The 19,313-nt window shown below is 54.4% G+C and carries 19 protein-coding genes and 3 tRNA genes; 16 read left to right on the top strand and 6 right to left on the bottom strand.

The genetic code is table 11. The features are described from left to right. The first annotated feature begins 89 nt into the window (after nucleotides 1–89). From dcyD to tcyN, 3 genes are read left to right on the top strand one after another with little or no spacing between them, the layout of a single operon-like run. Nucleotides 90–1,076 (top strand): D-cysteine desulfhydrase, encoded by a 987-nt coding sequence (gene dcyD, locus ACE38U_RS01585; protein ID WP_038481668.1) that lies wholly within the window; start codon nucleotides 90–92, stop codon nucleotides 1,074–1,076. A 40-nt stretch (nucleotides 1,077–1,116) separates the two neighbouring features. After that, on the top strand, nucleotides 1,117–1,785 hold the full coding sequence (tcyL, locus tag ACE38U_RS01580) for a cystine ABC transporter permease (protein ID WP_038481671.1): 669 nt from the start codon (nucleotides 1,117–1,119) through the stop codon (nucleotides 1,783–1,785). Then, nucleotides 1,782–2,534 carry an L-cystine ABC transporter ATP-binding protein TcyN gene (gene tcyN, locus ACE38U_RS01575; RefSeq protein ID WP_375529028.1) on the top strand — a complete coding sequence of 251 codons (753 nt, stop codon included), beginning with the start codon at nucleotides 1,782–1,784 and terminating at the stop codon, nucleotides 2,532–2,534. Before tcyL ends, tcyN begins: the two co-directional genes overlap by 4 nt. A gap of 20 nt (nucleotides 2,535–2,554) precedes the next feature. On the opposite strand, the gene ACE38U_RS01570 is transcribed toward tcyN, so the two are convergent. Continuing rightward, entirely contained in the window at nucleotides 2,555–3,916 is a 1,362-nt protein-coding gene (locus ACE38U_RS01570; protein WP_375529027.1) for a CoA transferase, read from the bottom strand. 153 nt (nucleotides 3,917–4,069) lie between these two features. Here ACE38U_RS01570 and sdiA point away from each other — a divergent pair, with 153 nt between their 5' ends. Further along, on the top strand, nucleotides 4,070–4,792 hold the full coding sequence (sdiA, locus tag ACE38U_RS01565) for a quorum-sensing transcriptional regulator SdiA (protein ID WP_038481680.1): 723 nt from the start codon (nucleotides 4,070–4,072) through the stop codon (nucleotides 4,790–4,792). Between the two features lie 56 nt (nucleotides 4,793–4,848). On the opposite strand, the gene ACE38U_RS01560 is transcribed toward sdiA, so the two are convergent. After that, on the bottom strand, nucleotides 4,849–5,073 hold the full coding sequence (locus ACE38U_RS01560; RefSeq protein WP_038481683.1) for a DUF2594 family protein: 225 nt from the start codon (nucleotides 5,071–5,073) through the stop codon (nucleotides 4,849–4,851). Nucleotides 5,074–5,559: 486 nt separating this feature from the next. Between ACE38U_RS01560 and uvrY the strand changes: the two genes are divergently transcribed. The 8 genes from uvrY (at nucleotide 5,560) to ACE38U_RS01520 (ending at nucleotide 10,637) form a co-directional block, all read left to right on the top strand. Next, a complete protein-coding gene (gene uvrY / locus ACE38U_RS01555) occupies nucleotides 5,560–6,216 on the top strand; it encodes a UvrY/SirA/GacA family response regulator transcription factor (protein ID WP_038481686.1) in 657 nt (218 codons plus the stop codon). Next, entirely contained in the window at nucleotides 6,209–8,041 is a 1,833-nt protein-coding gene (gene uvrC, locus ACE38U_RS01550) for an excinuclease ABC subunit UvrC (protein WP_038481689.1), read from the top strand. The genes uvrY and uvrC overlap by 8 nt, the downstream gene beginning before the upstream one ends. Nucleotides 8,042–8,098: 57 nt before the next feature. After that, nucleotides 8,099–8,647: a CDP-diacylglycerol--glycerol-3-phosphate 3-phosphatidyltransferase gene (pgsA, locus tag ACE38U_RS01545; RefSeq protein ID WP_038481692.1), complete on the top strand. Its 549-nt coding sequence runs from the start codon at nucleotides 8,099–8,101 to the stop codon at nucleotides 8,645–8,647. A 167-nt stretch (nucleotides 8,648–8,814) separates the two neighbouring features. Next, nucleotides 8,815–8,890, top strand: a tRNA-Gly gene (locus ACE38U_RS01540). A gap of 50 nt (nucleotides 8,891–8,940) precedes the next feature. After that, nucleotides 8,941–9,014: transfer RNA gene (locus tag ACE38U_RS01535), tRNA-Cys, on the top strand. A gap of 12 nt (nucleotides 9,015–9,026) precedes the next feature. Further along, nucleotides 9,027–9,112, top strand: a tRNA-Leu gene (locus tag ACE38U_RS01530). Between the two features lie 168 nt (nucleotides 9,113–9,280). Beyond that, a complete protein-coding gene (locus ACE38U_RS01525; protein ID WP_375529026.1) occupies nucleotides 9,281–9,985 on the top strand; it encodes an alpha/beta hydrolase in 705 nt (234 codons plus the stop codon). Between the two features lie 76 nt (nucleotides 9,986–10,061). Continuing rightward, complete coding sequence (locus tag ACE38U_RS01520; RefSeq protein ID WP_052049034.1) at nucleotides 10,062–10,637, top strand: UPF0149 family protein; 576 nt, start codon at nucleotides 10,062–10,064, stop codon at nucleotides 10,635–10,637. Nucleotides 10,638–10,678: 41 nt separating this feature from the next. On the opposite strand, the gene ftnA is transcribed toward ACE38U_RS01520, so the two are convergent. Beyond that, complete coding sequence (gene ftnA / locus ACE38U_RS01515; protein WP_038481694.1) at nucleotides 10,679–11,176, bottom strand: non-heme ferritin; 498 nt, start codon at nucleotides 11,174–11,176, stop codon at nucleotides 10,679–10,681. 348 nt (nucleotides 11,177–11,524) lie between these two features. On the opposite strand from ftnA, the gene ACE38U_RS01510 reads away from it, so the two are divergent. Further along, nucleotides 11,525–12,706, top strand: coding sequence for a NupC/NupG family nucleoside CNT transporter (locus ACE38U_RS01510; RefSeq protein ID WP_375529130.1), 1,182 nt, complete (start codon nucleotides 11,525–11,527; stop codon nucleotides 12,704–12,706). A 43-nt stretch (nucleotides 12,707–12,749) separates the two neighbouring features. Here ACE38U_RS01510 and ACE38U_RS01505 read toward each other — a convergent pair whose 3' ends face one another. The 3 genes from ACE38U_RS01505 to yecR form a co-directional block, all read right to left on the bottom strand. Next, the gene (locus ACE38U_RS01505) at nucleotides 12,750–13,187 is read right to left on the bottom strand and encodes a DUF3574 domain-containing protein (protein WP_038481697.1); all 438 of its coding nucleotides are present in this window, start codon (nucleotides 13,185–13,187) and stop codon (nucleotides 12,750–12,752) included. Further along, complete coding sequence (locus ACE38U_RS01500) at nucleotides 13,187–14,461, bottom strand: MFS transporter (RefSeq protein WP_375529025.1); 1,275 nt, start codon at nucleotides 14,459–14,461, stop codon at nucleotides 13,187–13,189. The genes ACE38U_RS01505 and ACE38U_RS01500 overlap by 1 nt, the downstream gene beginning before the upstream one ends. 141 nt (nucleotides 14,462–14,602) lie before the next feature. Then, on the bottom strand, nucleotides 14,603–14,944 hold the full coding sequence (gene yecR / locus ACE38U_RS01495) for a YecR family lipoprotein (RefSeq protein ID WP_375529024.1): 342 nt from the start codon (nucleotides 14,942–14,944) through the stop codon (nucleotides 14,603–14,605). A 340-nt stretch (nucleotides 14,945–15,284) separates the two neighbouring features. Between yecR and ACE38U_RS01490 the strand changes: the two genes are divergently transcribed. The 3 genes from ACE38U_RS01490 to ACE38U_RS01480 all read left to right on the top strand — a co-directional run bounded on the left by ACE38U_RS01490 (nucleotide 15,285) and on the right by ACE38U_RS01480 (nucleotide 19,283). Then, complete coding sequence (locus ACE38U_RS01490; RefSeq protein ID WP_375529023.1) at nucleotides 15,285–16,442, top strand: methyl-accepting chemotaxis protein; 1,158 nt, start codon at nucleotides 15,285–15,287, stop codon at nucleotides 16,440–16,442. Nucleotides 16,443–16,675: 233 nt separating this feature from the next. Further along, on the top strand, nucleotides 16,676–18,265 hold the full coding sequence (locus tag ACE38U_RS01485) for an ABC transporter substrate-binding protein (protein ID WP_375529022.1): 1,590 nt from the start codon (nucleotides 16,676–16,678) through the stop codon (nucleotides 18,263–18,265). 64 nt (nucleotides 18,266–18,329) lie between these two features. Further along, entirely contained in the window at nucleotides 18,330–19,283 is a 954-nt protein-coding gene (locus tag ACE38U_RS01480; RefSeq protein ID WP_038481711.1) for an ABC transporter permease, read from the top strand. Nucleotides 19,284–19,313 lie beyond the last annotated feature (30 nt).

The following is a 19,313-nucleotide window of genomic DNA, read 5'->3' as shown; positions in this document are numbered from 1 at the left end:
TCAGCACCTTTTTTTATTTATCGTAGAGAGGGAAGCCGCCACTCTGGTGCATAATGAAACTGGATATCGATCTCGGCTCAGGAGGCCCTATGTCACTGCATCACTTAACGCGTTTTCCACGTCTTGAATTTATTGGCGCGCCGACGCCGCTGGAGTATTTGCCACGCTTTTCTGACTATCTTGGCCGTGAAATCTATATTAAACGTGATGACGTGACGCCGATGGCGATGGGCGGCAACAAGCTGCGCAAGCTGGAGTTTCTGGCGGCCGACGCGCTGCGCGAAGGCGCCGATACGCTGGTTACCGCCGGGGCTATCCAGTCCAACCACGTTCGCCAGACGGCGGCGGTGGCGGCGAAGCTCGGGCTGCACTGCGTGGCGCTGCTCGAGAACCCAATCGGGACCCGCGCGGAAAACTACCTGACCAACGGTAACCGCCTGCTGCTCGATCTGTTTAATGTTGAAGTCGAAATGTGCGAGGCGCTGAACGCCCCGGACAAGCAGCTTGAAGCGGTGGCTACGCGCCTGGAAGCTCAGGGGTTCCGGCCTTATGTTATTCCGGTGGGCGGCTCTAACGCGCTTGGCGCATTAGGCTATGTCGAAAGCGCGCTGGAAATCGCCCAGCAGTGTGAAGGTGCGGTGAATCTGTCATCCGTGGTGGTCGCATCCGGCAGCGCGGGCACGCACGCAGGCCTGGCGGTTGGCCTTGAGCAGCTTATGCCCGACGTTGAGCTGATTGGCGTTACCGTTTCCAGAACCGTGGCGCAGCAAAAGCCAAAGGTCGTCGCGTTGCAGCAGGCCGTGGCGCACTCTCTGGAAGTGAGCGCCGCAAGCGATATCATCCTGTGGGATGACTACTTCGCGCCGGGCTACGGCACGCCGAATGAAGAAGGCATGGAAGCGGTAAAACTGCTGGCCAGGCTCGAGGGTATTTTGCTGGACCCGGTTTATACCGGCAAAGCGATGGCCGGGCTTATCGACGGCGTGGCACAAAAGAGATTCAAAGATCAGGGGCCAATCGCCTTTATTCACACCGGCGGAGCACCCGCGCTATTTGCCTACCATCCGCACCTGTAAGCAATGGGCGCAGGCCAGGATTTGATAATCGGGAATTACCATGCAAGAAAGTTTGCAACTGGTGCTGGACTCAGCACCGTATCTGCTTAAAGGGGCGGTCTTTACGCTGCAGCTGAGTATCGGCGGAATGTTCTTCGGCCTGATCCTCGGTTTTATGCTGGCGCTGATGCGCCTGTCGGCGTTTTTACCGTTTTCGCTACTGTCGCGTTTCTATGTCTCAATATTTCGCGGCACGCCGCTTATCGCCCAGCTCTTTATGATTTATTACGGGCTGCCGCAGTTTGGCATCGAGCTGGACCCGATCCCCTCAGCGATGATCGGCCTGTCGCTCAATACCGCGGCGTATGCCTCCGAAACGCTGCGTGCGGCCATTTCGTCCATTGATAAAGGGCAGTGGGAAGCGGCGGCCAGTATCGGCATGACGCGCTGGCAAACGCTGCGGCGCGCGATTCTGCCACAGTCCGCCCGCGTGGCATTACCTCCGCTGGGCAACAGCTTTATCAGCCTGGTGAAAGATACCTCCCTGGCGGCGACGATTCAGGTGCCCGAGCTGTTCCGCCAGGCGCAGCTGATTACCTCGCGCACGCTGGAAGTCTTTACCATGTATCTCGCCGCCTCCCTGGTGTACTGGGTGATGGCGACGGTGCTCTCCGCGCTGCAGAACTATTTCGAAAATCAGCTTAATCGCCAGGACAGGGAGCCGAAATGAGCGCCATCGACGTAAAAAAACTGGTGAAAAAATTCCACGGTCAGACGGTGCTGCACGGCATCGATCTCGACGTCAAGCCGGGTGAAGTGGTGGCGATAATTGGCCCCAGCGGCTCGGGAAAAACAACGCTGTTGCGCAGCATCAACCTGCTTGAAGAGCCGGAAAGCGGCCTCATTCAGGTGGGCGACATCACGATCGATGCCGGGCAGCCGCTGGCGAAGCAGAAAGAGAAGATTCGCCAACTGCGTCAGCAGGTAGGCTTCGTGTTCCAGAACTTCAATCTGTTTCCGCACCGCACGGTGCTGGAAAACATTATTGAAGGCCCGGTCATCGTTAAGGGTGAGCCGAAAGAAGAAGCCATTGCCCGGGCGCGAGAGCTGCTGGTGAAGGTGGGGCTCAGCGGGAAAGAATCCAGCTACCCACGTCGCCTGTCCGGCGGGCAGCAGCAGCGTGTGGCGATTGCCCGGGCGCTGGCAATGCGCCCGGAGGTTATTCTGTTTGATGAACCCACGTCGGCGCTGGATCCTGAGCTGGTGGGGGAAGTGCTGAACACCATCCGCCAGCTGGCGGAAGAGAAGCGTACGATGGTCATTGTGACCCACGAAATGAGCTTTGCCCGCGACGTGGCCGACCGCGCCATTTTCATGGACCAGGGCAAAATCGTGGAACAGGGGCCGGCCAAAACGCTTTTTGCCAACCCGCAGCAGCCTCGTACTCGCCAGTTCCTGGATAAGTTTTTGACCCAATAAACCGGTTTGTTTTCGCTATATCACCACCAGGCGGCTTTCGCCGAGCCGAGCGCCGCCGGTGGTGTGGCCCAGATAACCGGCGTGCCCGCCAGCATAAGGGGGAACTTCAACCGGTTGCCCATCCCAAACTCGGACCACTCGATCAGCGGCTGGAAATCATGCGTATTGATTGCCGCAAGCGCGGGATGGTCACCTGCCTGCTGCGACATCAATAACGCGGCCGTGCGGGCGAGGGACAGGCGGGCGCTATATCCCCGATGCTGTTCATGCCGTACCTTTAAGCCTTTAAGCACCGCCGCAGCAATGAGATAGCCCGTGGCGTGATCCAGGGCCTGAACGGGCAATGGGTGAGGGCGCTCTGTTTTTTTCCAACGCTGTCCTGCCCCGGCAATGCCGCTGGACATTTGCACCAGGCTGTCGAAGCCTCTTCGGTTCCGCCAGGGGCCGCGCCACCCCCAGGCGTTGAGCGAAACGTCTACCAGCCCCGGCGAGATTGCCTGCAGGGTTTCGGCGTCAAAGCCCAGCGATTCCAGCGCGTCCGCTCGGTAGCCGTGCACCAGGACATCCGCTTCGCCAAGCAGGGCTTTGAACTGCTCCCGTCCGCCGGAGGATTTGAGGTCGAGCCTCGCGCATCTTTTCCCTGGCGTGACTTCCTCGACAAGCGTGGGCTCTTCCCATTCCGGCGGGTCGAGGCGCAGTACCTTCGCGCCCAGGCCGGCTAAAAAACGTGTGCCGACCGGCCCGGCAATAATGCGGGTGAGGTCCAGGACCCGAATGCCGGCCAGCGGGCGAGCAGGTGGCAAAGTCAGTTCGGGGCGGGAGGCCTCAGCGTGGTACTCCTGCCAGAATAACGGCTCTGCTGAAACGGTTTTCCCGTGCGGGTGTTTGAGCCATTCGTCGTGGGTCAGCATCGCGGCGGCGCATCCGCCTGCAGCCACTATCGCCTCTTCAAGCTCGGTTTTTCCCCAGTGAGCGACCTGCTGCGCGAGTGTGGCTTTATTTTTACTGACGCCCAGCACGCGTTCCATTGCCTGCCTGTGGTGCGCCGCGTTGGTGTGTAGCCGCACCCAGCCGTCCGCCGTGGCGTAATCCCCGGCAAATTCATCCCATAATGCTGCCGGAGCGCGGTTAACGGGAAAGTGGCTGGCGGAAAACCAGTACGAGGCAAGTCTCTGGTCTATAGAAAGAGGGGCATTCGGGCGAGAGAGCAGCGCTTTGAGCGCGATTCCTGCGGTAGTGATACTGGCGGCGGCGAGTTCGGTAACAGGAAAACAGGATATGAGTGCACCTTCGCCGCTCACAACGACCGGGCTGGAAGGGATGCCCAGCCCCTGTTCCTGACTCATTGCGGCCAGGAGGGAGGAAAACGAGGATTTAACCATACAGAGCTCCAGTAAATTTTTCCTGACATATGTAAAAACCGAATAATTGTGCCTGAATGACAATAAATCACATTAATTACTTTAATAAATGTGTTAGCTTATTACATTCTATTAATGAAATACTTTTTAGCGCCGGGAGAAACGCCAGATATAATGCTGGAACGTGACTTTTTTAGCTGGCGACGGGAAGCACTCGAACTTTTCCTGTCAATTACCCAGGCCAGCGAATTACAAACTTTAGTTCAACAACAAACTCAGCGCCTGGAGTTTGATTATTTTTCGCTGTGCGTTCGGCACCCGGTGCCATTTACGCGGCCTAAATTATCCTTGCAGAGTTCTTATCCACAAAAATGGTTAGAGTGGTATGTGACTGAAAACTATTTTGCTATTGATCCGGTATTGAAACAGTCTAATTTCATGCGCGGGGAAATAATCTGGAGCGACGCCTTGTTTGCCGAGTCTCGTGAGCTTTGGGACGCCGCGCGCGACCACGGCCTGGCGACAGGCAGGACTCACTGCGTGATGTCGCCTAACCGCACGGCTGGTTTTCTCTCCGTTTCGCGCTCAAACGTACGCCCGGATGTTTTGCCTGAAGACGAACTGGGGCTGCGGCTTGGCTACATTGCAGAACTGAGCATGGCGACGCTAACGAGGCTTGACGATCCGTCGGTTGAAATACTGGATATGAAGTTCAGCAGGCGTGAACGGGAGATTTTGCAGTGGACGGGTGAGGGGAAAACGTCGGCAGAAATCGCGATTATTCTGTCAATTTCTGAGAATACGGTGAACTTCCACCAGAAGAATATGCAGAAGAAATTCAACGCGCCAAACAAGACGCAGATAGCGTGTTACGCCGCAGCGATGGGAATTATTTGAGCCTGCAGCGCAGGTCCTGACGGCTGGAGAACCCAGATTCTGCCAGCCGCCCCGGCTTATTGACGGTAAGCCTGTTTAATTTGCTGAACGGTATTACCGAATACTTCAGCCTGAGCCTGGTCTTCCAACTGAGCGATCTGTTTTTCCATTTTCAGGATAACTCGGCCCGCATCAGCCTGGCCCATAGCCTGCAGCATCAGGGTTAACAGCGTTTTCAGACAGGTGACTTCTTGTGCCAGTTCGCTGGTGTTGTCGGCGGTGGAAAAATCAGGAGTGCTCATTTACTTTCCTCAATGCTTAGTTAGTACGAATGCTTGCCATTATGCACCGTGATATTCATAAGGCGGCGGAGTATACCATAAGCTTTGAAAAAATTATTCATGTTCAGCCGTGGAAAGGCGTGCGAATGTTTACGGTAATAAACAATACGCGCAGAGGTTATTCGTGGCGGTGGGTGAGGGGAGTAAAAACAATTTGTTTCGTTCTCGTTTAACTAACGTTAAATAAATCGAGAGAATACGATTTTCATTCTCGATAATGATCTCATTCAGGTAATTAGCTGTTTTTTAATCAGAGAATAATAGCGAGCCGCTGGATTTTAGAAAGTTGATGTGTGCCGCAGAAACGCTCCCGAAAGTAAAGATATATTCTCCTTTTAAGGTAGCACAACGTGCTCACTGCAATTTGGATTTTAATGTTGCCAGAAAAACGTTAATATATGACCAATTAGCTATCAGCAGCGTTATCCCTTTCTGGAGAATAGCCCTTTGATCAACGTTCTTCTTGTTGATGACCACGAACTGGTGCGCGCAGGGATACGACGCATTCTGGAAGAGATTAAAGGCATCAAAGTCTCGGGTGAAGCGAACTGCGGTGAGGATGCCATTAAATGGTGCCGCAGCAACCCGGTCGATGTCGTGTTAATGGATATGAATATGCCGGGGATCGGCGGCCTGGAAGCCACCCGTAAGATTGCCCGTTACTCTTCAGATATCAAAGTTATCATGTTGACTATCCATACCGAGAATCCGCTGCCTGCGAAAGTGATGCAGGCCGGCGCGGCAGGTTACCTGAGCAAAGGCGCGGCGCCTCAGGACGTGGTTAACGCGATTCGCTCCGTCAATGCGGGCCAGCGTTACATCGCCTCCGACATTGCCCAGCAGATGGCCTTAAGCCAGATAGAGCCCGAGGCGGAATCCCCCTTCGCCAGTTTGTCTGAGCGTGAATTACAGATTATGCTGATGATCACCAAAGGCCAGAAGGTCAATGAGATCTCTGAGCAGCTTAATCTCAGCCCTAAAACGGTGAACAGCTACCGCTATCGGATGTTTAGTAAACTGAATATCAGCGGCGACGTTGAGCTGACACACCTGGCTATCCGCCATGGGTTATTCAACGCGGAGACGTTAATCAGTAGTGAGTGACACTTTCGATTCCCGGGCTTTTCTCAAGACGGTAACCAGCAAGCCCGGCGTCTATCGCATGTACGATGCCGGCAGCACCGTTATCTACGTCGGCAAAGCCAAAGACCTGAAAAAACGCCTTTCCAGCTACTTCCGTACAAACCTCGCGAGCCGCAAAACCGAGGCGCTGGTGGCGTTGATTCACCACATCGACGTCACGGTGACCCACACCGAAACCGAAGCCCTGCTGTTAGAGCACAACTACATCAAGCTCTATCAGCCTCGCTACAACGTGCTGCTGCGTGACGATAAATCCTATCCTTTTATCTTCCTGAGCGCGGACAGCCACCCGCGGCTGGCCATGCACCGCGGCGCGAAGCATGCGAAGGGTGAATACTTCGGCCCGTTTCCTAACGGCTATGCCGTGCGCGAAACGCTGGCGCTGCTGCAAAAGGTTTTCCCGATTCGTCAGTGCGAGAACAGCGTTTATCGCAACCGCTCCCGGCCTTGTCTCCAGTATCAAATCGGACGCTGTCTCGGTCCCTGCGTTGCAGGTCTGGTAACGGAAGATGACTATGCTCGTCAGGTGGATTATGTCCGTCTGTTTTTAGCCGGGAAGGACGATCAGGTGCTGACGCAGCTTATCGGCCGTATGGAAGAGGCGAGCAAAAATCTTGAGTTTGAAGAGGCCGCCAGGATCCGCGATCAGATTCAGGCGGTAAGGCGCATTACCGAGAAACAGTTTGTTTCCAATACCGGCGACGATCTCGACGTTATTGGCGTATCGTTTGATGCGGGGATGGCCTGCGTTCACGTGCTGTTTATTCGCCAGGGCAAAGTGCTTGGCAGCCGTAGCTACTTCCCTAAGGTGCCAGCCGGTACCGAGCTGAGCGAAGTTGTCGAGACGTTTGTCGGCCAGTTTTATCTGCAGGGCAGCCAGATGCGCACGCTGCCTTCTGAAATTCTGCTTGATTTTGCGCTGGCGGATAAATCCCTGCTGGCGGAGTCGTTGAGCGAGCTGGCGGGCCGTAAGGTGAACGTGCAAACCAAACCTCGCGGTGACCGGGCGCGTTACCTGAAGTTGGCGCGTACCAACGCGGCAACGGCACTGGTAACCAGGCTTTCCCAACAGTCCACTATCCATCAGCGCCTGAAAGCGCTGGCTGAGGTGCTAAAACTTCCGGAAGTGAAGCGGATGGAGTGTTTTGATATCAGTCATACAATGGGGGAGCAAACCGTCGCTTCCTGCGTTGTTTTTGACAGCAACGGTCCGCTGCGGTCTGAATATCGCCGCTATAATATTACCGGCATTACGCCGGGCGATGATTATGCCGCCATGAACCAGGTGCTGCGTCGTCGCTACGGCAAGGCCATAGAAGAAAGCAAAATACCCGACGTTATCCTGATAGACGGCGGGAAGGGGCAGCTGGGGCAGGCGAAGTCCGTATTTGCCGGGCTGGACGTGCCCTGGGACAAACACCATCCTTTATTGCTTGGCGTGGCAAAAGGCAGCGACCGTAAAGCAGGGCTGGAAACGCTGTTCTTCGAACCGGAAGGTGAGGGGTTCTCTTTGCCGCCGGATTCTCCGGCACTGCATGTGATCCAGCACATCCGTGATGATTCACACGATCATGCGATTTCCGGGCACCGTAAAAAACGCGCTAAGGTGAAAAGTACCAGCTCGTTGGAAACCATCGAAGGGATCGGACCTAAACGCCGCCAGATGTTGCTGAAGTATATGGGCGGATTGCAACCGTTAATCAATGCCTCTATCGAGGAGATCGCAAAAGTGCCGGGCATCTCGCAGGCATTGGCAGAAAAGATCTACTACTCGTTGAAACATTAAGGGCTCTGTAGCAACATAGAGACAATTTCCACTTATGACAGATAGTTAACTGGCACTATGCGATTCAATATCCCAACACTGCTCACGCTGTTTCGTGTCATCCTTATCCCGTTCTTTGTGCTGGCGTTTTATCTGCCGTTCAATTGGGGCCCGTTCCTTTGCGCGTTCATCTTCTGGCTGGCGGCTATCACCGACTGGTTTGACGGTTTCCTGGCGCGTCGCTGGAACCAGAGCACGCGCTTTGGCGCATTCCTTGACCCGGTTGCTGATAAGGTGATGGTGGTCGTGGCTTTAGTACTGGTGGCGGAACACTACCATGCCTGGTGGGTGACCCTGCCTGCGGCAACGATGATCGCTCGTGAAATTATTATTTCCGCACTGCGCGAATGGATGGCGGAAATTGGCAAGCGCAGCCGCGTGGCGGTGTCCTGGATTGGCAAAACCAAAACCATGGCACAGATGCTGGCGTTGATCGGGATGCTGTGGCGGCCGAACATGTGGATCGAATACACCGGCATCGCGCTTTTCTTCGTGGCTGCGGTTCTGACCTTCTGGTCAATGTTCCAGTATCTTGCTGCGGCACGCGGCGATTTGCTCGAACCGTGATCTATCCGGCGCAAAATTCAGCAAACGATTCGTGGTGTTAGAAAATTTCATTGACTCATTGCGTCAGGTAAGTAGAATGCAACGCATCGAAAGGCAGCATGGCTAGCCGGAAGATAATAAAATCAAGTGATTAGCTTAACGGCCACCAACGGTCACTTGTACAAAATGCGGGAATAGCTCAGTTGGTAGAGCACGACCTTGCCAAGGTCGGGGTCGCGAGTTCGAGTCTCGTTTCCCGCTCCAGATTCAGGTAATAGAGTTTTCTGTTACCGCCTGAAAAGGCAAAAGATTTTGGCGCGTTAGCAAAGCGGTTATGTAGCGGATTGCAAATCCGTCTAGTCCGGTTCGACTCCGGAACGCGCCTCCAATTTCTTCCCGAGCCCGGATGGTGAAATCGGTAGACACAAGGGATTTAAAATCCCTCGGCTTATGGCTGTGCGGGTTCAAGTCCCGCTCCGGGTACCATGGGAATAAAAAGAATAAAATCAATGATAAGCAGTGTCGTGTAAACCACCTTCGGGTGGTTTTTTATTGCCTGCGATTTGCCTGCCTGAAATTAATCCCTTTGTTTTTTGTCCGTTTCCCTTAAAAAATGCCATGCTAAGCCATTCATTCGCACTCCATCAGGCAGCCATGAACACCACCTCCCGCCACGCTTTTGACGTTGATTTTCAGGGCCACAGGCTCCAGGCCGACAGCATATACGGCAGTAAAGGCCACGTGTTGATGATCCACGGTGGCTCAAAAGACCGTGAGGCCGGCTTGAAATACCGGCATCTGATGGCGGAGCTGGGCTTTGGCAGCACGGCGTTCGACTGCATCGGTCATGGGGAAACCGGCGGCGAGCTGTCTCATTCCTCACTGATTAGTCGTACAGAGCAGGCCAGAGCAATAGCCGATCGTTTGGGTTCTCAGCTCACCGCTTGCATGGGCGTGAGTATGGGCGCTTACAACGCGCTGCATCTCAGCAAGTTTGTTCCTCTGCATGCGCTGATCCTGATGGTGCCCGGCGTGTATCATCCTGCGGCGTATCGAGTAAATTTTGGGCCTGAATTTTCCACCATCATTCGTCAGCCGCGCAGCTGGGAAGAAAGCGATGCGTGGCAGCTTGTGTCCGAATTTAGCGGTAATGTTCTGGTGATTGCCGCCGCTGAGGATCGGGTGATTCCGGCAGAGATCCCGCCGCGGCTTTATGACTCAGCCTCGGGCCAGGGGAAACATGCCTTGCTGACGGTGCCTGATTCAGACCATAGCAGCGTGTGGCCGGCGCTGCAGCACAGCCCTCAACTCTGTGATAAAACCCGCTGTTTACTGAAGGAATGCCTGACGCCGACGTAATGGAACATAACCTTTCGGGCAAGGAACGGGTACAATGCGCTACATTTTTTAAAACCGCGAAATGAGGAGCCCACAGATGACCCAGGGACCGCTGAACGAAGACGAAATTATTTGGCTTGATGATGTGCTGCTGAAGTATGGCACCGCGCATTCGGTGATTGACGTGGCCGAACTGGATGGGTTGCTCACGGCAGTCCTTTCTGGCCCTAAAACGATCGAGCCTGCCACCGTGCTGCGGGCCGTATGGGGCGGTGATGTTGAGCCTGAGTGGGAGTCCAAAGAAGAACTTACCCGCTTTAACGTCCTCGTGTTCCAGCACATGAATGACATTGCGGAGCGTCTGGCAGAATATCCCGGGCAGTTTGAGCCGCTGTTTGGCACCAGCGAAGTAGACAACCGTGAAATTACGATTGTTGAAGAGTGGTGCTACGGCTATATGCGAGGTGTTTCACTGGAAAGCTGGCCTGCGCTGCCTGCTGAGCTTCAGCCTGAGCTGGATGCCATTGCGCTGCACGGGCTTATAGAGAATGAAGAGCAGTTTGAGAACCTGACGCCGGAAGCGTTTCTGGCAAGCATCGAGGCAATTAAACCTGCAGCGCTTGCGCTTTATGGCTACTGGCACAGCCAGCGCGATGGGGCTTCGCTGCACTAAAATAGAAACAGCAGGCCGTAAGGCCTGCTAATTCTTGGCAATTAAGCCTGAGTGTCCAGGGTTGCCAGCTCTTTATCAACGAAGTACAGACCTTCGCCGCTTTTACCCACCAGGCTGAGTTTATCCAGCACGGATTTAAACAGTTTTTCTTCTTCATGCTGCTCGGCAACATACCACTGCAGGAAATTAAAGGTTGGATAATCCTGAGAAATCATTGCGGAGTGTGCCAGTTCATTAATCTGACGAGTAATTAACTGCTCATGCTCGTAGGTGGCTTTAAATAATTCATCCAGCGAAGCATATTCTAAATACGGGGACTGAATGGCGTTAATGCGCGGCATGCTCCCGGTATCATTTAAATAAGCAAACAGACGCTGCATATGCTCCATCTCTTCCTGAGCATGACGGCGCAGGAAGGCGGCAGCCCCTTCAAAGCTGTGATAGCTGCACCAGGCGCTCATCTGCTGATAGAGCAGGGAGGAGTAGAGTTCAAGGTTCATCTGCTCGTTCAGTTTTTCAATCATTTCCGTCTTCAGCATCACAGGCTCCATAATTTGTGGGGGCGTTAATATGGCGCTACTTTAATTATTTATTTTCCCGAATGCAAAGAAAATGTTAATTATATTAGTGTAATGAGAATGGTTGTTACTATTATTTTATTTGTGACGTTGCGAATTAATAATGAGAATTAATCTTGTTCCGTTTCTTTATTATGCGCCAATGTAATGGGTAATAAACTCGTCATATTCTGCGGTTGAAATGATAACCATGCTAAGAGTAAGCGTATGTTGTCATTGGAAAAACTTATGGCTAAATATTCTTATGCCCGCCATTTACCTGGCGCAGGAGGTGTGGCTAAATACGTTTCTTTCAAAACTAGACTGCACATGAATATTCTTCATTTTCTTCTCGCACTTGTTGTCATCATGGGGCTGGCGTGGCTGGTGAGCTTCGATCGTAAAACCATCCGTCTCCGCTATTTGTTACAACTTATCGTTATTGAAGGCCTGCTGGCTTTCTTCTTCCTGCACTCCGACAGCGGGCTGTGGGTGATTAACGGCGTGTCCGGTTTCTTTGGTCACCTTCTGACCTTTGCCGGACAGGGCAGTGATTTCGTCTTCGGCGGAATGAGCAAAGCCGGGCTGGCCTTTATCTTCCTCGGCGTGCTGTGTCCGATAATCTTTATCTCTGCGCTGATCGGTATTCTTCAGCACTTCCGCATTCTGCCTATTATTATTCGCATCGTCGGCACGCTGCTTTCAAAAGTGAACGGCATGGGCAAGCTGGAGTCCTTTAACGCCGTCAGCTCGTTGATTCTGGGCCAGTCAGAAAACTTCATTGCCTACAAGGGCGTGCTGGGCGACCTGAGTTCTCGCCGCCTGTTCACTATGGCCGCCACGGCAATGTCCACCGTTTCGCTGTCGATCGTCGGGGCCTACATGACGATGCTGGAGCCGAAGTACGTGGTGGCTGCGCTGATTCTGAATATGTTCAGCGCCTTTATTATCCTGTCGATCATTAACCCGACTCGTCCGGGCGCTGAGCCAGAAATTAAGCTTGAGAAGATGCACGAGTCGCAGAGCTTCTTCGAGATGCTGGGGGAGTACATCCTCGCGGGTTTCAAGGTAGCGATGATTATTCTGGCGATGCTGATTGGTTTTATTGCGCTTATCAGCGCCGTTAACGCGCTGTTTGCCACGGTCTTTGGCATGAGCTTCCAGCAAATTCTTGGCTACGTGTTCTATCCGTTTGCCTGGCTGGTGGGTATTCCTCAGGCGGATGCGCTGAAGGCGGCCGGAATTATGGCAACCAAGCTTGTGGCTAACGAATTTGTGGCGATGATTGAGCTGCAAAAGATCATGGCAACGCTGTCGCCGCGTGGCCTCGGGATCCTGTCCGTCTTCCTGGTGTCGTTTGCTAACTTTGCTTCAATCGGGATTGTGGCCGGCGCCATTAAAGGGCTGAATGAAAAGCAGGGGAACGTGGTTTCTCGCTTTGGCCTTCGCCTGGTTTACGGCGCGACGCTGGTCAGCCTGCTGTCGGCGGCGTTTGCCGGCCTGGTACTGTAAAATAAAACGGCGGGGAAACCGCCGTTTGTTTAACGAAGAACGATCAGAATGCGGCACAGACCGGCTGGTCAACGCGCATCACAGATTCCTGCGCAAAGCGGGTTTTATAGATAGCACGCAGCTCGTCAACCTTCTTACTGCTCTCAGCATCGCTGCCGCGGATCAGCATAATCGCCTTGCTCGGTTCGTGCGTCACTTCGCCTTTCGCATTCAGCCACTGGCCTTTGGCGTCATACTCAGTCAGCCCTTCGCGGAAACGTGGGGTGACGTCTTTATCCACAAAGCTACGCCACTCGTTCGCGGTAATTATCGCGCCGGATGGGCGGCTAATGCCGAAATAGAGCGTGGTTTGCGTCATTGCGTCGCCGACCTGGCACTGCTTAGCCGGGGCCGTAACCGCCGTGGTCGTTTTTGCCGGGGCCACACAGCCCGCCAGCACCAGGGCTAATGCCCCTGCAAGTGTTGCTTTATAAAATGCCATTATCCACCTGTCTTACTGTCATCATCATTATTAAAATTAAGTGCGGAATGATTCCGCCGCGCTATCAAATTACAATTTGGTGTTTTTCGCAAGTCACCGAGCATCAACAGGGCAAGAATAATCCCGGTGATGCCGCTCCCGAGCAGCACCCACTGCGCGGGGAAGCGATCTGCAATCATCCCGGTGACCAGCGGGACGACGAGGGTAAGACCAAGCTGCAGACGCCAGCTGGAGGCCATTGCCGCGCCAACCTGGCCGGGGGGAAAGCTGTCCATCACGTTAAGCGTTGCCACCAGATAGAACCAGTTGCTGAACAGGTGGGCGAGAACGATAAGCGGCACGGCAATCCACAGGCTGCCTGACACAGCGACGGTGAAATAACAAAGCGTGAAAAGTAAGAGCGCCAGCATCAGGGGTAACGTGGCGCTGGCGCGGTAACGCACCTGTTTCTCGCTGAGGACCAGCGGCGCTAAGAGCTGCCCAACGCTGCGGGCAAACAGCAGAATGAGCCCGTTGTCGGTGTTATCGCCAGGCAATGCGGGCGCAAGTGCCGGGAGCAACGCCATCACCGGAGCCCCAACGAGCGCCAGGCTGGGCAGCAACAGCAGGCTGCGTTTTTGCCCCGGCGGCAGTCCGCGCCAGCTAAACCTTTCGTCTTGAGCGGACTCCTGCTCCTCGTCACACTGCGTGGTAAACGAGACGGCTGCTCGCCATAGCAAACCGGTCGCGAGGGTGAAGCTGAATGCATCCATCAACAGCATAAGCCAAAGGCTGATATGGCCGTACAGCAGCGTGCCTATGCCGACGCCGAAAATCACGTTGGCCGCGAATACCAGCGTTTCAATTCCGGCGGCAGCGGGCATCAGTGTTTTGGATAATCCTTGTTTGAAGAGCTTGCTGAGCACCGGCACCGTCATACCTGTGCTAAAGGCCGCCGCGGCCTGGCTTAACAGCAGCATCGCCGGGTGGTCAACCAGCAGCGCAATACCCGGCAGGATCAGGCCTGTGAGGCCCAGTACCTCGCCGAGAATAAGTACGGAAAACGCCGGCCAACGTTTTAATAACCACACGCCAAAGAAGCTGGCGGGTAAGCCGGGAGCGAGGGCGAGCACGTAGGCGAGAGAAAGCCAGGCGGGCGTGGCATGGCTGTTTAAAAGTTGGCTGAAGACCAGAACGTAGGTCAGGCCGTTGCCAATCGATGAAAACAGCAGCGCAAGCCCGAGTAGCGCGAACCAGCGGTGCTGGCGCAGGGCGCGTAGCAGCAAAAGAATCATGGTAAGTTCCTGATGAATAAACAGCGTCAAGCCGCCGTTTTTCAAAACGGCAGCGCGAGAAAGTTATCGTCAGGAAGGGTTACATTGGCGTCAGGGTTCTCTTTGGCTGGATGTCACTAAAAATAGAGAAATTTTCAGGAATTACCAGTTACTGGTGACGCCCGCATACTGTGGGCCGCTCACGCCACGGCACTGGTACTCCAGCACAACCTGGGTATTCAGGCAAAGGGTGCCGCTGTAGGTCGTACAGGTTTTGACGTCGCTGCCGTAAGGGAGCGCGCTGGCATAGCCCCACTGCTGGCACTGGCGCGAGGCGGTTGACTGCGCGAGGAACTTGTCTACTTTCGCCGTCTGAAGCGGCGGCAGGTTATAGGCGAGGCGAACAACGCCGGCTGGCTCGTTAGCGTTGAGCGGGACGGGCGTTTTGCTTACGGTGCATCCACCCAGGAACAGGGCGGTAACGGCCAGATAAATGCGCTTCATCTTTATTAATACCTCATGCTTAACCGCTTTTATGGTAGCACGCGGGGCGGCCAGAAAAGTCGGTTCACTGCTGTGGGCAACGGATTCCATAAATTTCGAATTTTAAATAATCCTTAATTCAAATTACGGCATAAAAACATTTCACCTAACGTAAATTCCCCACAAAATGCGCGGCGATTTTTTGATCAAATACGCGTCAAGTTTTGCTGAAACGTGCCGACAATAGCGCTACGGCGCGGTTTAATTTCACTTATGCAGGTATACGAGGGAATAAATCAGGACGCGTGCCGCTAAAGCCGCACAGGAGGTGCATTTTATTTTTGACCGGGGAACCAGACAGATGAATGTGATTCGCAATATCAAAATCCGCGCAATGGTGGTGCTGATACAAATCTTTTCGACGCTAGCCTGGATAAGCGTCGCGGGCGCGACGCTTTGGCTTTTACACAACCTCAAGCAGCAGCTCGCGCTGAGCCCGGACCAGCTGGCGTGGATTAACATGGCCCAGCTGATGCTGATGCTTTCAATCGCTATTAGTATTGCGATTACCCTTTTTACCGAACGCTACCTGTGGTTTTGCCTGGTGAAGCCGGTCAATACTATCCGTAATCACATGCATGTTCTCGCCCGGGGCGAACTGGCCACGGCGCTGCCGGACTTGGGGCGTAACTGCATTGGCCTGATGGTGCCGCCTATTCAGCAAATGCAGGATAACTGGGAAAAGGCGGTGAGCCGTATCCGGGACAGCGCCGATGCGATTCGCACCAGTGCCACCGAGGTTTCCGGGGTAAATACCGACCTGTCATCCCGTTCCGGGCAGCAGGCCGCCGCGCTGGAGCAGACCAGCGCCAGCATGGAGCAGTTGAACAGTACGGTGAAGCTCAATGCCGACAACGCGAACCACGCCAGCCATCTCGCGCAGAACGCCACCAACACGGCGGTGAACGGTGGTGCATCGGTGAAGCAGGTGGTGAAGACAATGGATGTTATTGCCAGCAGCGCGAATAAAATCGTCGATATCACCACGGTGATTAACAGCATTGCGTTCCAGACCAACATCCTGGCGCTGAACGCGGCGGTCGAGGCGGCAAGAGCGGGGGAGCAGGGCAAAGGGTTTGCGGTCGTTGCCAGCGAAGTGCGTAACCTGGCCAGCCGCAGTGCCGGGGCAGCAAAAGAGATTGAAACGTTGCTGAATGAGTCGGTCAGCAATATTCACACCGGCTCGCAGCAGGTGAAAAAGGCCGGGGAAGCGATGGACGAGATCCTCAAGGCCGTGAAGCAGGTCAACGATATTATGGGCGAGATTGCCAGCGCATCGGTTGAGCAAAGCCAGGGGATCGGGCAGGTGGGCGTGGCCGTGCGAGAGATGGACAGCGTAACGCAGCAGAACGTTAACCTGGTGCAGAAGTCGGTGCTGTCCTCCGGCGAGCTGGAGAAACAGGCGCACCATCTGCACGATGTGGTGGCGATGTTCCGCCTGAGCGGCAGCGGAAGCTGAAACGAATGAAGTGATAAAGCAGCCAGATGGCTGCTTTTTTTACGCCTGTACGCGGTGAGGTGACGAAAATTATGTGACGTGTGCCGGTTAAATAGTATTCCCTTCAGGCGTTGCGCTCAGGCGCCATGCGGATAGTCAAAATTTGGCTAAGCTTATGCTTTTTAGGCACATTTACAAGCGATAGTGAGTGTCGCACTATGCGGGCTCTTATTAAGCAAGGAGTTTCTGAAGCAATGCGTAAACCTCTGGTATTGTCGGCGCTGGTCGCCGCGCTGGCCCTGGCATTAAGCGGCTGTGATGACGCCAAAAAAGAAACCGCGGCCGCACCTGCCCCGGCAAAAGAAGCAAAGCAGGGCGGCAGCCTGATTATCGGCATCACGTCCGGCGATCCGTTGGCCATCAACCCGCTGTACGCCAGCGACCGTACTACGTTAACGATTATGCAGGCGCTTTATTCGCCGTTATACAGCTACAACGGGGACAAAATCGAGTGGGGCCTGGCGGAAAGCCTGACGCCGTCTGCGGATAATCTCTCCTGGACGCTGAAGCTGAAGTCCGGCCTGAAATGGCAGGACGGTCAGGCCATTACCGCCGATGACGTGGTGTTCACCTTTAATAAGCTGCTGGATGAAAAACAGCACAGCTTCTTCCGCAGCATGTTTGTCTATGGCAACAAGCCTCTTAGCGTGAGCAAGGTGGATCCGCTGACGGTGAAATTTACCCTGCCGCAGGTGAGCGCCGCCTTTGCCGGTACGCTGGTGCAAATCTTCCCGATCCCGCAGCATATCTTCGACAGTGAAAAAGGCGATCTCGAAAAGAGCGCCCGCAACGAGGCACCTGTCGGATCCGGCCCGTTCAAATTTAAAGAGTACCGCGCCGGGCAGTACTACGCCCTGACGCGTTTTGACGACTACTGGAACGGTAAACCGAAGCTGGACTCGGTCACTTATCGCTTTGCCAAGGATGCTAACTCGGCCAACCTTGCGCTACAGAACGGTGAAATCAACCTTAAGATGGTTGACCCGCAGGACGTCTCGCGCCTGAAGGCCACCGGCAAGTTTGATTTTGTTATCTACCCGGAAGGTCGTCTGGCCTATATGACCTTTAACCAGAACGTCGACAGCATGAAAAGCAAGGATCTTCGCCAGGCCATTGCTTACGCCCTGAATAAAGACGATCTGGTACAAACGGCATTTACCTCATTCGACTACGCCAGGCCTGCGGCTTCTATCCTGACCCCGGATACCCTCTACCAGACCAGCGACGTTGAGCCGTACAAGTTCGATATTGAAAAAGCCAAAGCGCTGCTTAAAGCCTCCGGGCAGCCGGACGGCCTGAAGCTGCGCCTGGCTTACATCAACAGCAATAAAACCCAGGAAAGTATGGGGCTTTATATTCAGCAGCAGCTCAAGGCGATTGGCATCAACGTAGAGCTGCTGGCCCTGGACGCTAACGCGATGTCGCAGCGTAGCCAGGACATGAAGAATACGGCCTGGGAGCTAAGCCTGGGCGGATACATCATGGGGTCAGAGCCGGACGGCTATAAGTCGCTGTACATGAGCAACGAAGCCTATAACTACGCACACTATAAGAACCCGGCGTTTGATGCGCTGTGGGAGCAGGGGGCTTCCGAAACGGATGCCGTCAAGCGTGCGGCCATCTACAAACAAATTCAGCAAACCGTAGCCAATGATATGGCCTGGTATCCTGTTGCCTACACCAACGCGGTCGTGGCGGTGGATAAACGTTTTGGCGGCACAAAAGAGGCGGAGCCTAAGCCTGTTTATATGTTCCAGGATCTGTCGAAGATTTATCAACAATAACAGGGAATGACCCTCGCCCTGGCGTGCTCTTACGGCGCGGCGGCAGGGCGAGGGCGGTAAAAATATGAATAACCTTCTTTTCCGGCGTTTACTGCAGCTGTTCCCGATGCTGCTTTTTATCTCGCTGGTCTCTTTTTTACTGGTAAAGCTTGCTCCGGGCGACCCTGTTCAGGCGTATATCACGCCGCGCATGAGCCCGGATGATATCGAACGTATTCGTCAAAGTATGGGCCTGGATAAACCGCTGCCGGTGCAGTATCTGCTGTGGTTGAAAAATCTGCTGCAGGGCGACCTGGGCTACTCGCTGATTTATCACCGTCCGGTGCTGACGATGATTGCCGAACGCATTCCGGCCACGCTTGGCCTGATGGGCGCGTCACTGCTGCTGGCGATTGTGCTGGCGATCCCCCTTGGGCTGCTGGCGGGCGCGTTTAAACACCGCTGGCTGGATCACGTGTTGAATCTCTTTGCCTACGTGGGTATTTCGGTACCGATTTTCTGGTTTGGCATCCTGCTGATTACCGTGTTTTCGGTGCAGCTAAACTGGCTGCCCAGCATGGGGATGAGAACGATTGGCATGGAAGATTCGTGGCTTGATGTTGTGCGCCACGGCATTCTGCCCTGTATTGCACTGACCTTTTACAACCTTTCCAGCTACGTGCGCTATATCCGATCTAATACCATTAGCCAGCTGTCCGCCGACTACGTGCAAACCCAGCTCGCCTACGGTGCGACCCGCAGTGCCATTCTGTTCCGTCACGTGCTTAAGAACGTGCTGCTGCCGGTGATTACGCTGTTTGGTCTTTCCTTTGGCGAGCTGATCGTGGGGGCTTACGTCACGGAAAGCGTCTTTTCCTGGCCGGGGATGGGGCTGCTGGGGATCCAGTCCATCACCTCCCTGGACTACCCGCTGATCATGGCCATTATCCTGCTTTCTTCTTTGATGCTGATTGCGGGAAATTTACTGGCCGATCTTCTGTATCGCGTGGCGGACCCGCGCATTAAGGCGCTGAGGTAATGATGAGCAGAAGATGGACACAGGTTAAAC

It is taken from the genome of Cedecea selenatireducens, from assembly GCF_042138895.1.
In the GTDB taxonomy this organism is placed as follows: Bacteria; Pseudomonadota; Gammaproteobacteria; order Enterobacterales; family Enterobacteriaceae; genus Cedecea; species Cedecea selenatireducens.
This window is presented reverse-complemented; position numbering and strand designations above follow the sequence as displayed.

Bases quoted from the DNA above. Each gene is read 5' to 3' on its own strand.
- dcyD (WP_038481668.1), top strand. From the start codon at position 90: ATGTCACTGCATCACTTAACGCGTTTTCCACGTCTTGAATTTATTGGC.
- tcyL (WP_038481671.1), top strand. From the start codon at position 1,117: ATGCAAGAAAGTTTGCAACTGGTGCTGGACTCAGCACCGTATCTGCTT.
- tcyN (WP_375529028.1), top strand. From the start codon at position 1,782: ATGAGCGCCATCGACGTAAAAAAACTGGTGAAAAAATTCCACGGTCAG.
- ACE38U_RS01570 (WP_375529027.1), bottom strand. From the start codon at position 3,916: ATGGTTAAATCCTCGTTTTCCTCCCTCCTGGCCGCAATGAGTCAGGAA.
- sdiA (WP_038481680.1), top strand. From the start codon at position 4,070: ATGCTGGAACGTGACTTTTTTAGCTGGCGACGGGAAGCACTCGAACTT.
- ACE38U_RS01560 (WP_038481683.1), bottom strand. From the start codon at position 5,073: ATGAGCACTCCTGATTTTTCCACCGCCGACAACACCAGCGAACTGGCA.
- pgsA (WP_038481692.1), top strand. From the start codon at position 8,099: ATGCGATTCAATATCCCAACACTGCTCACGCTGTTTCGTGTCATCCTT.
- ACE38U_RS01525 (WP_375529026.1), top strand. From the start codon at position 9,281: ATGAACACCACCTCCCGCCACGCTTTTGACGTTGATTTTCAGGGCCAC.
- ACE38U_RS01520 (WP_052049034.1), top strand. From the start codon at position 10,062: ATGACCCAGGGACCGCTGAACGAAGACGAAATTATTTGGCTTGATGAT.
- ftnA (WP_038481694.1), bottom strand. From the start codon at position 11,176: ATGCTGAAGACGGAAATGATTGAAAAACTGAACGAGCAGATGAACCTT.
- ACE38U_RS01510 (WP_375529130.1), top strand. From the start codon at position 11,525: ATGAATATTCTTCATTTTCTTCTCGCACTTGTTGTCATCATGGGGCTG.
- ACE38U_RS01505 (WP_038481697.1), bottom strand. From the start codon at position 13,187: ATGGCATTTTATAAAGCAACACTTGCAGGGGCATTAGCCCTGGTGCTG.
- ACE38U_RS01500 (WP_375529025.1), bottom strand. From the start codon at position 14,461: ATGATTCTTTTGCTGCTACGCGCCCTGCGCCAGCACCGCTGGTTCGCG.
- yecR (WP_375529024.1), bottom strand. From the start codon at position 14,944: ATGAAGCGCATTTATCTGGCCGTTACCGCCCTGTTCCTGGGTGGATGC.
- ACE38U_RS01490 (WP_375529023.1), top strand. From the start codon at position 15,285: ATGAATGTGATTCGCAATATCAAAATCCGCGCAATGGTGGTGCTGATA.
- ACE38U_RS01485 (WP_375529022.1), top strand. From the start codon at position 16,676: ATGCGTAAACCTCTGGTATTGTCGGCGCTGGTCGCCGCGCTGGCCCTG.
- ACE38U_RS01480 (WP_038481711.1), top strand. From the start codon at position 18,330: ATGAATAACCTTCTTTTCCGGCGTTTACTGCAGCTGTTCCCGATGCTG.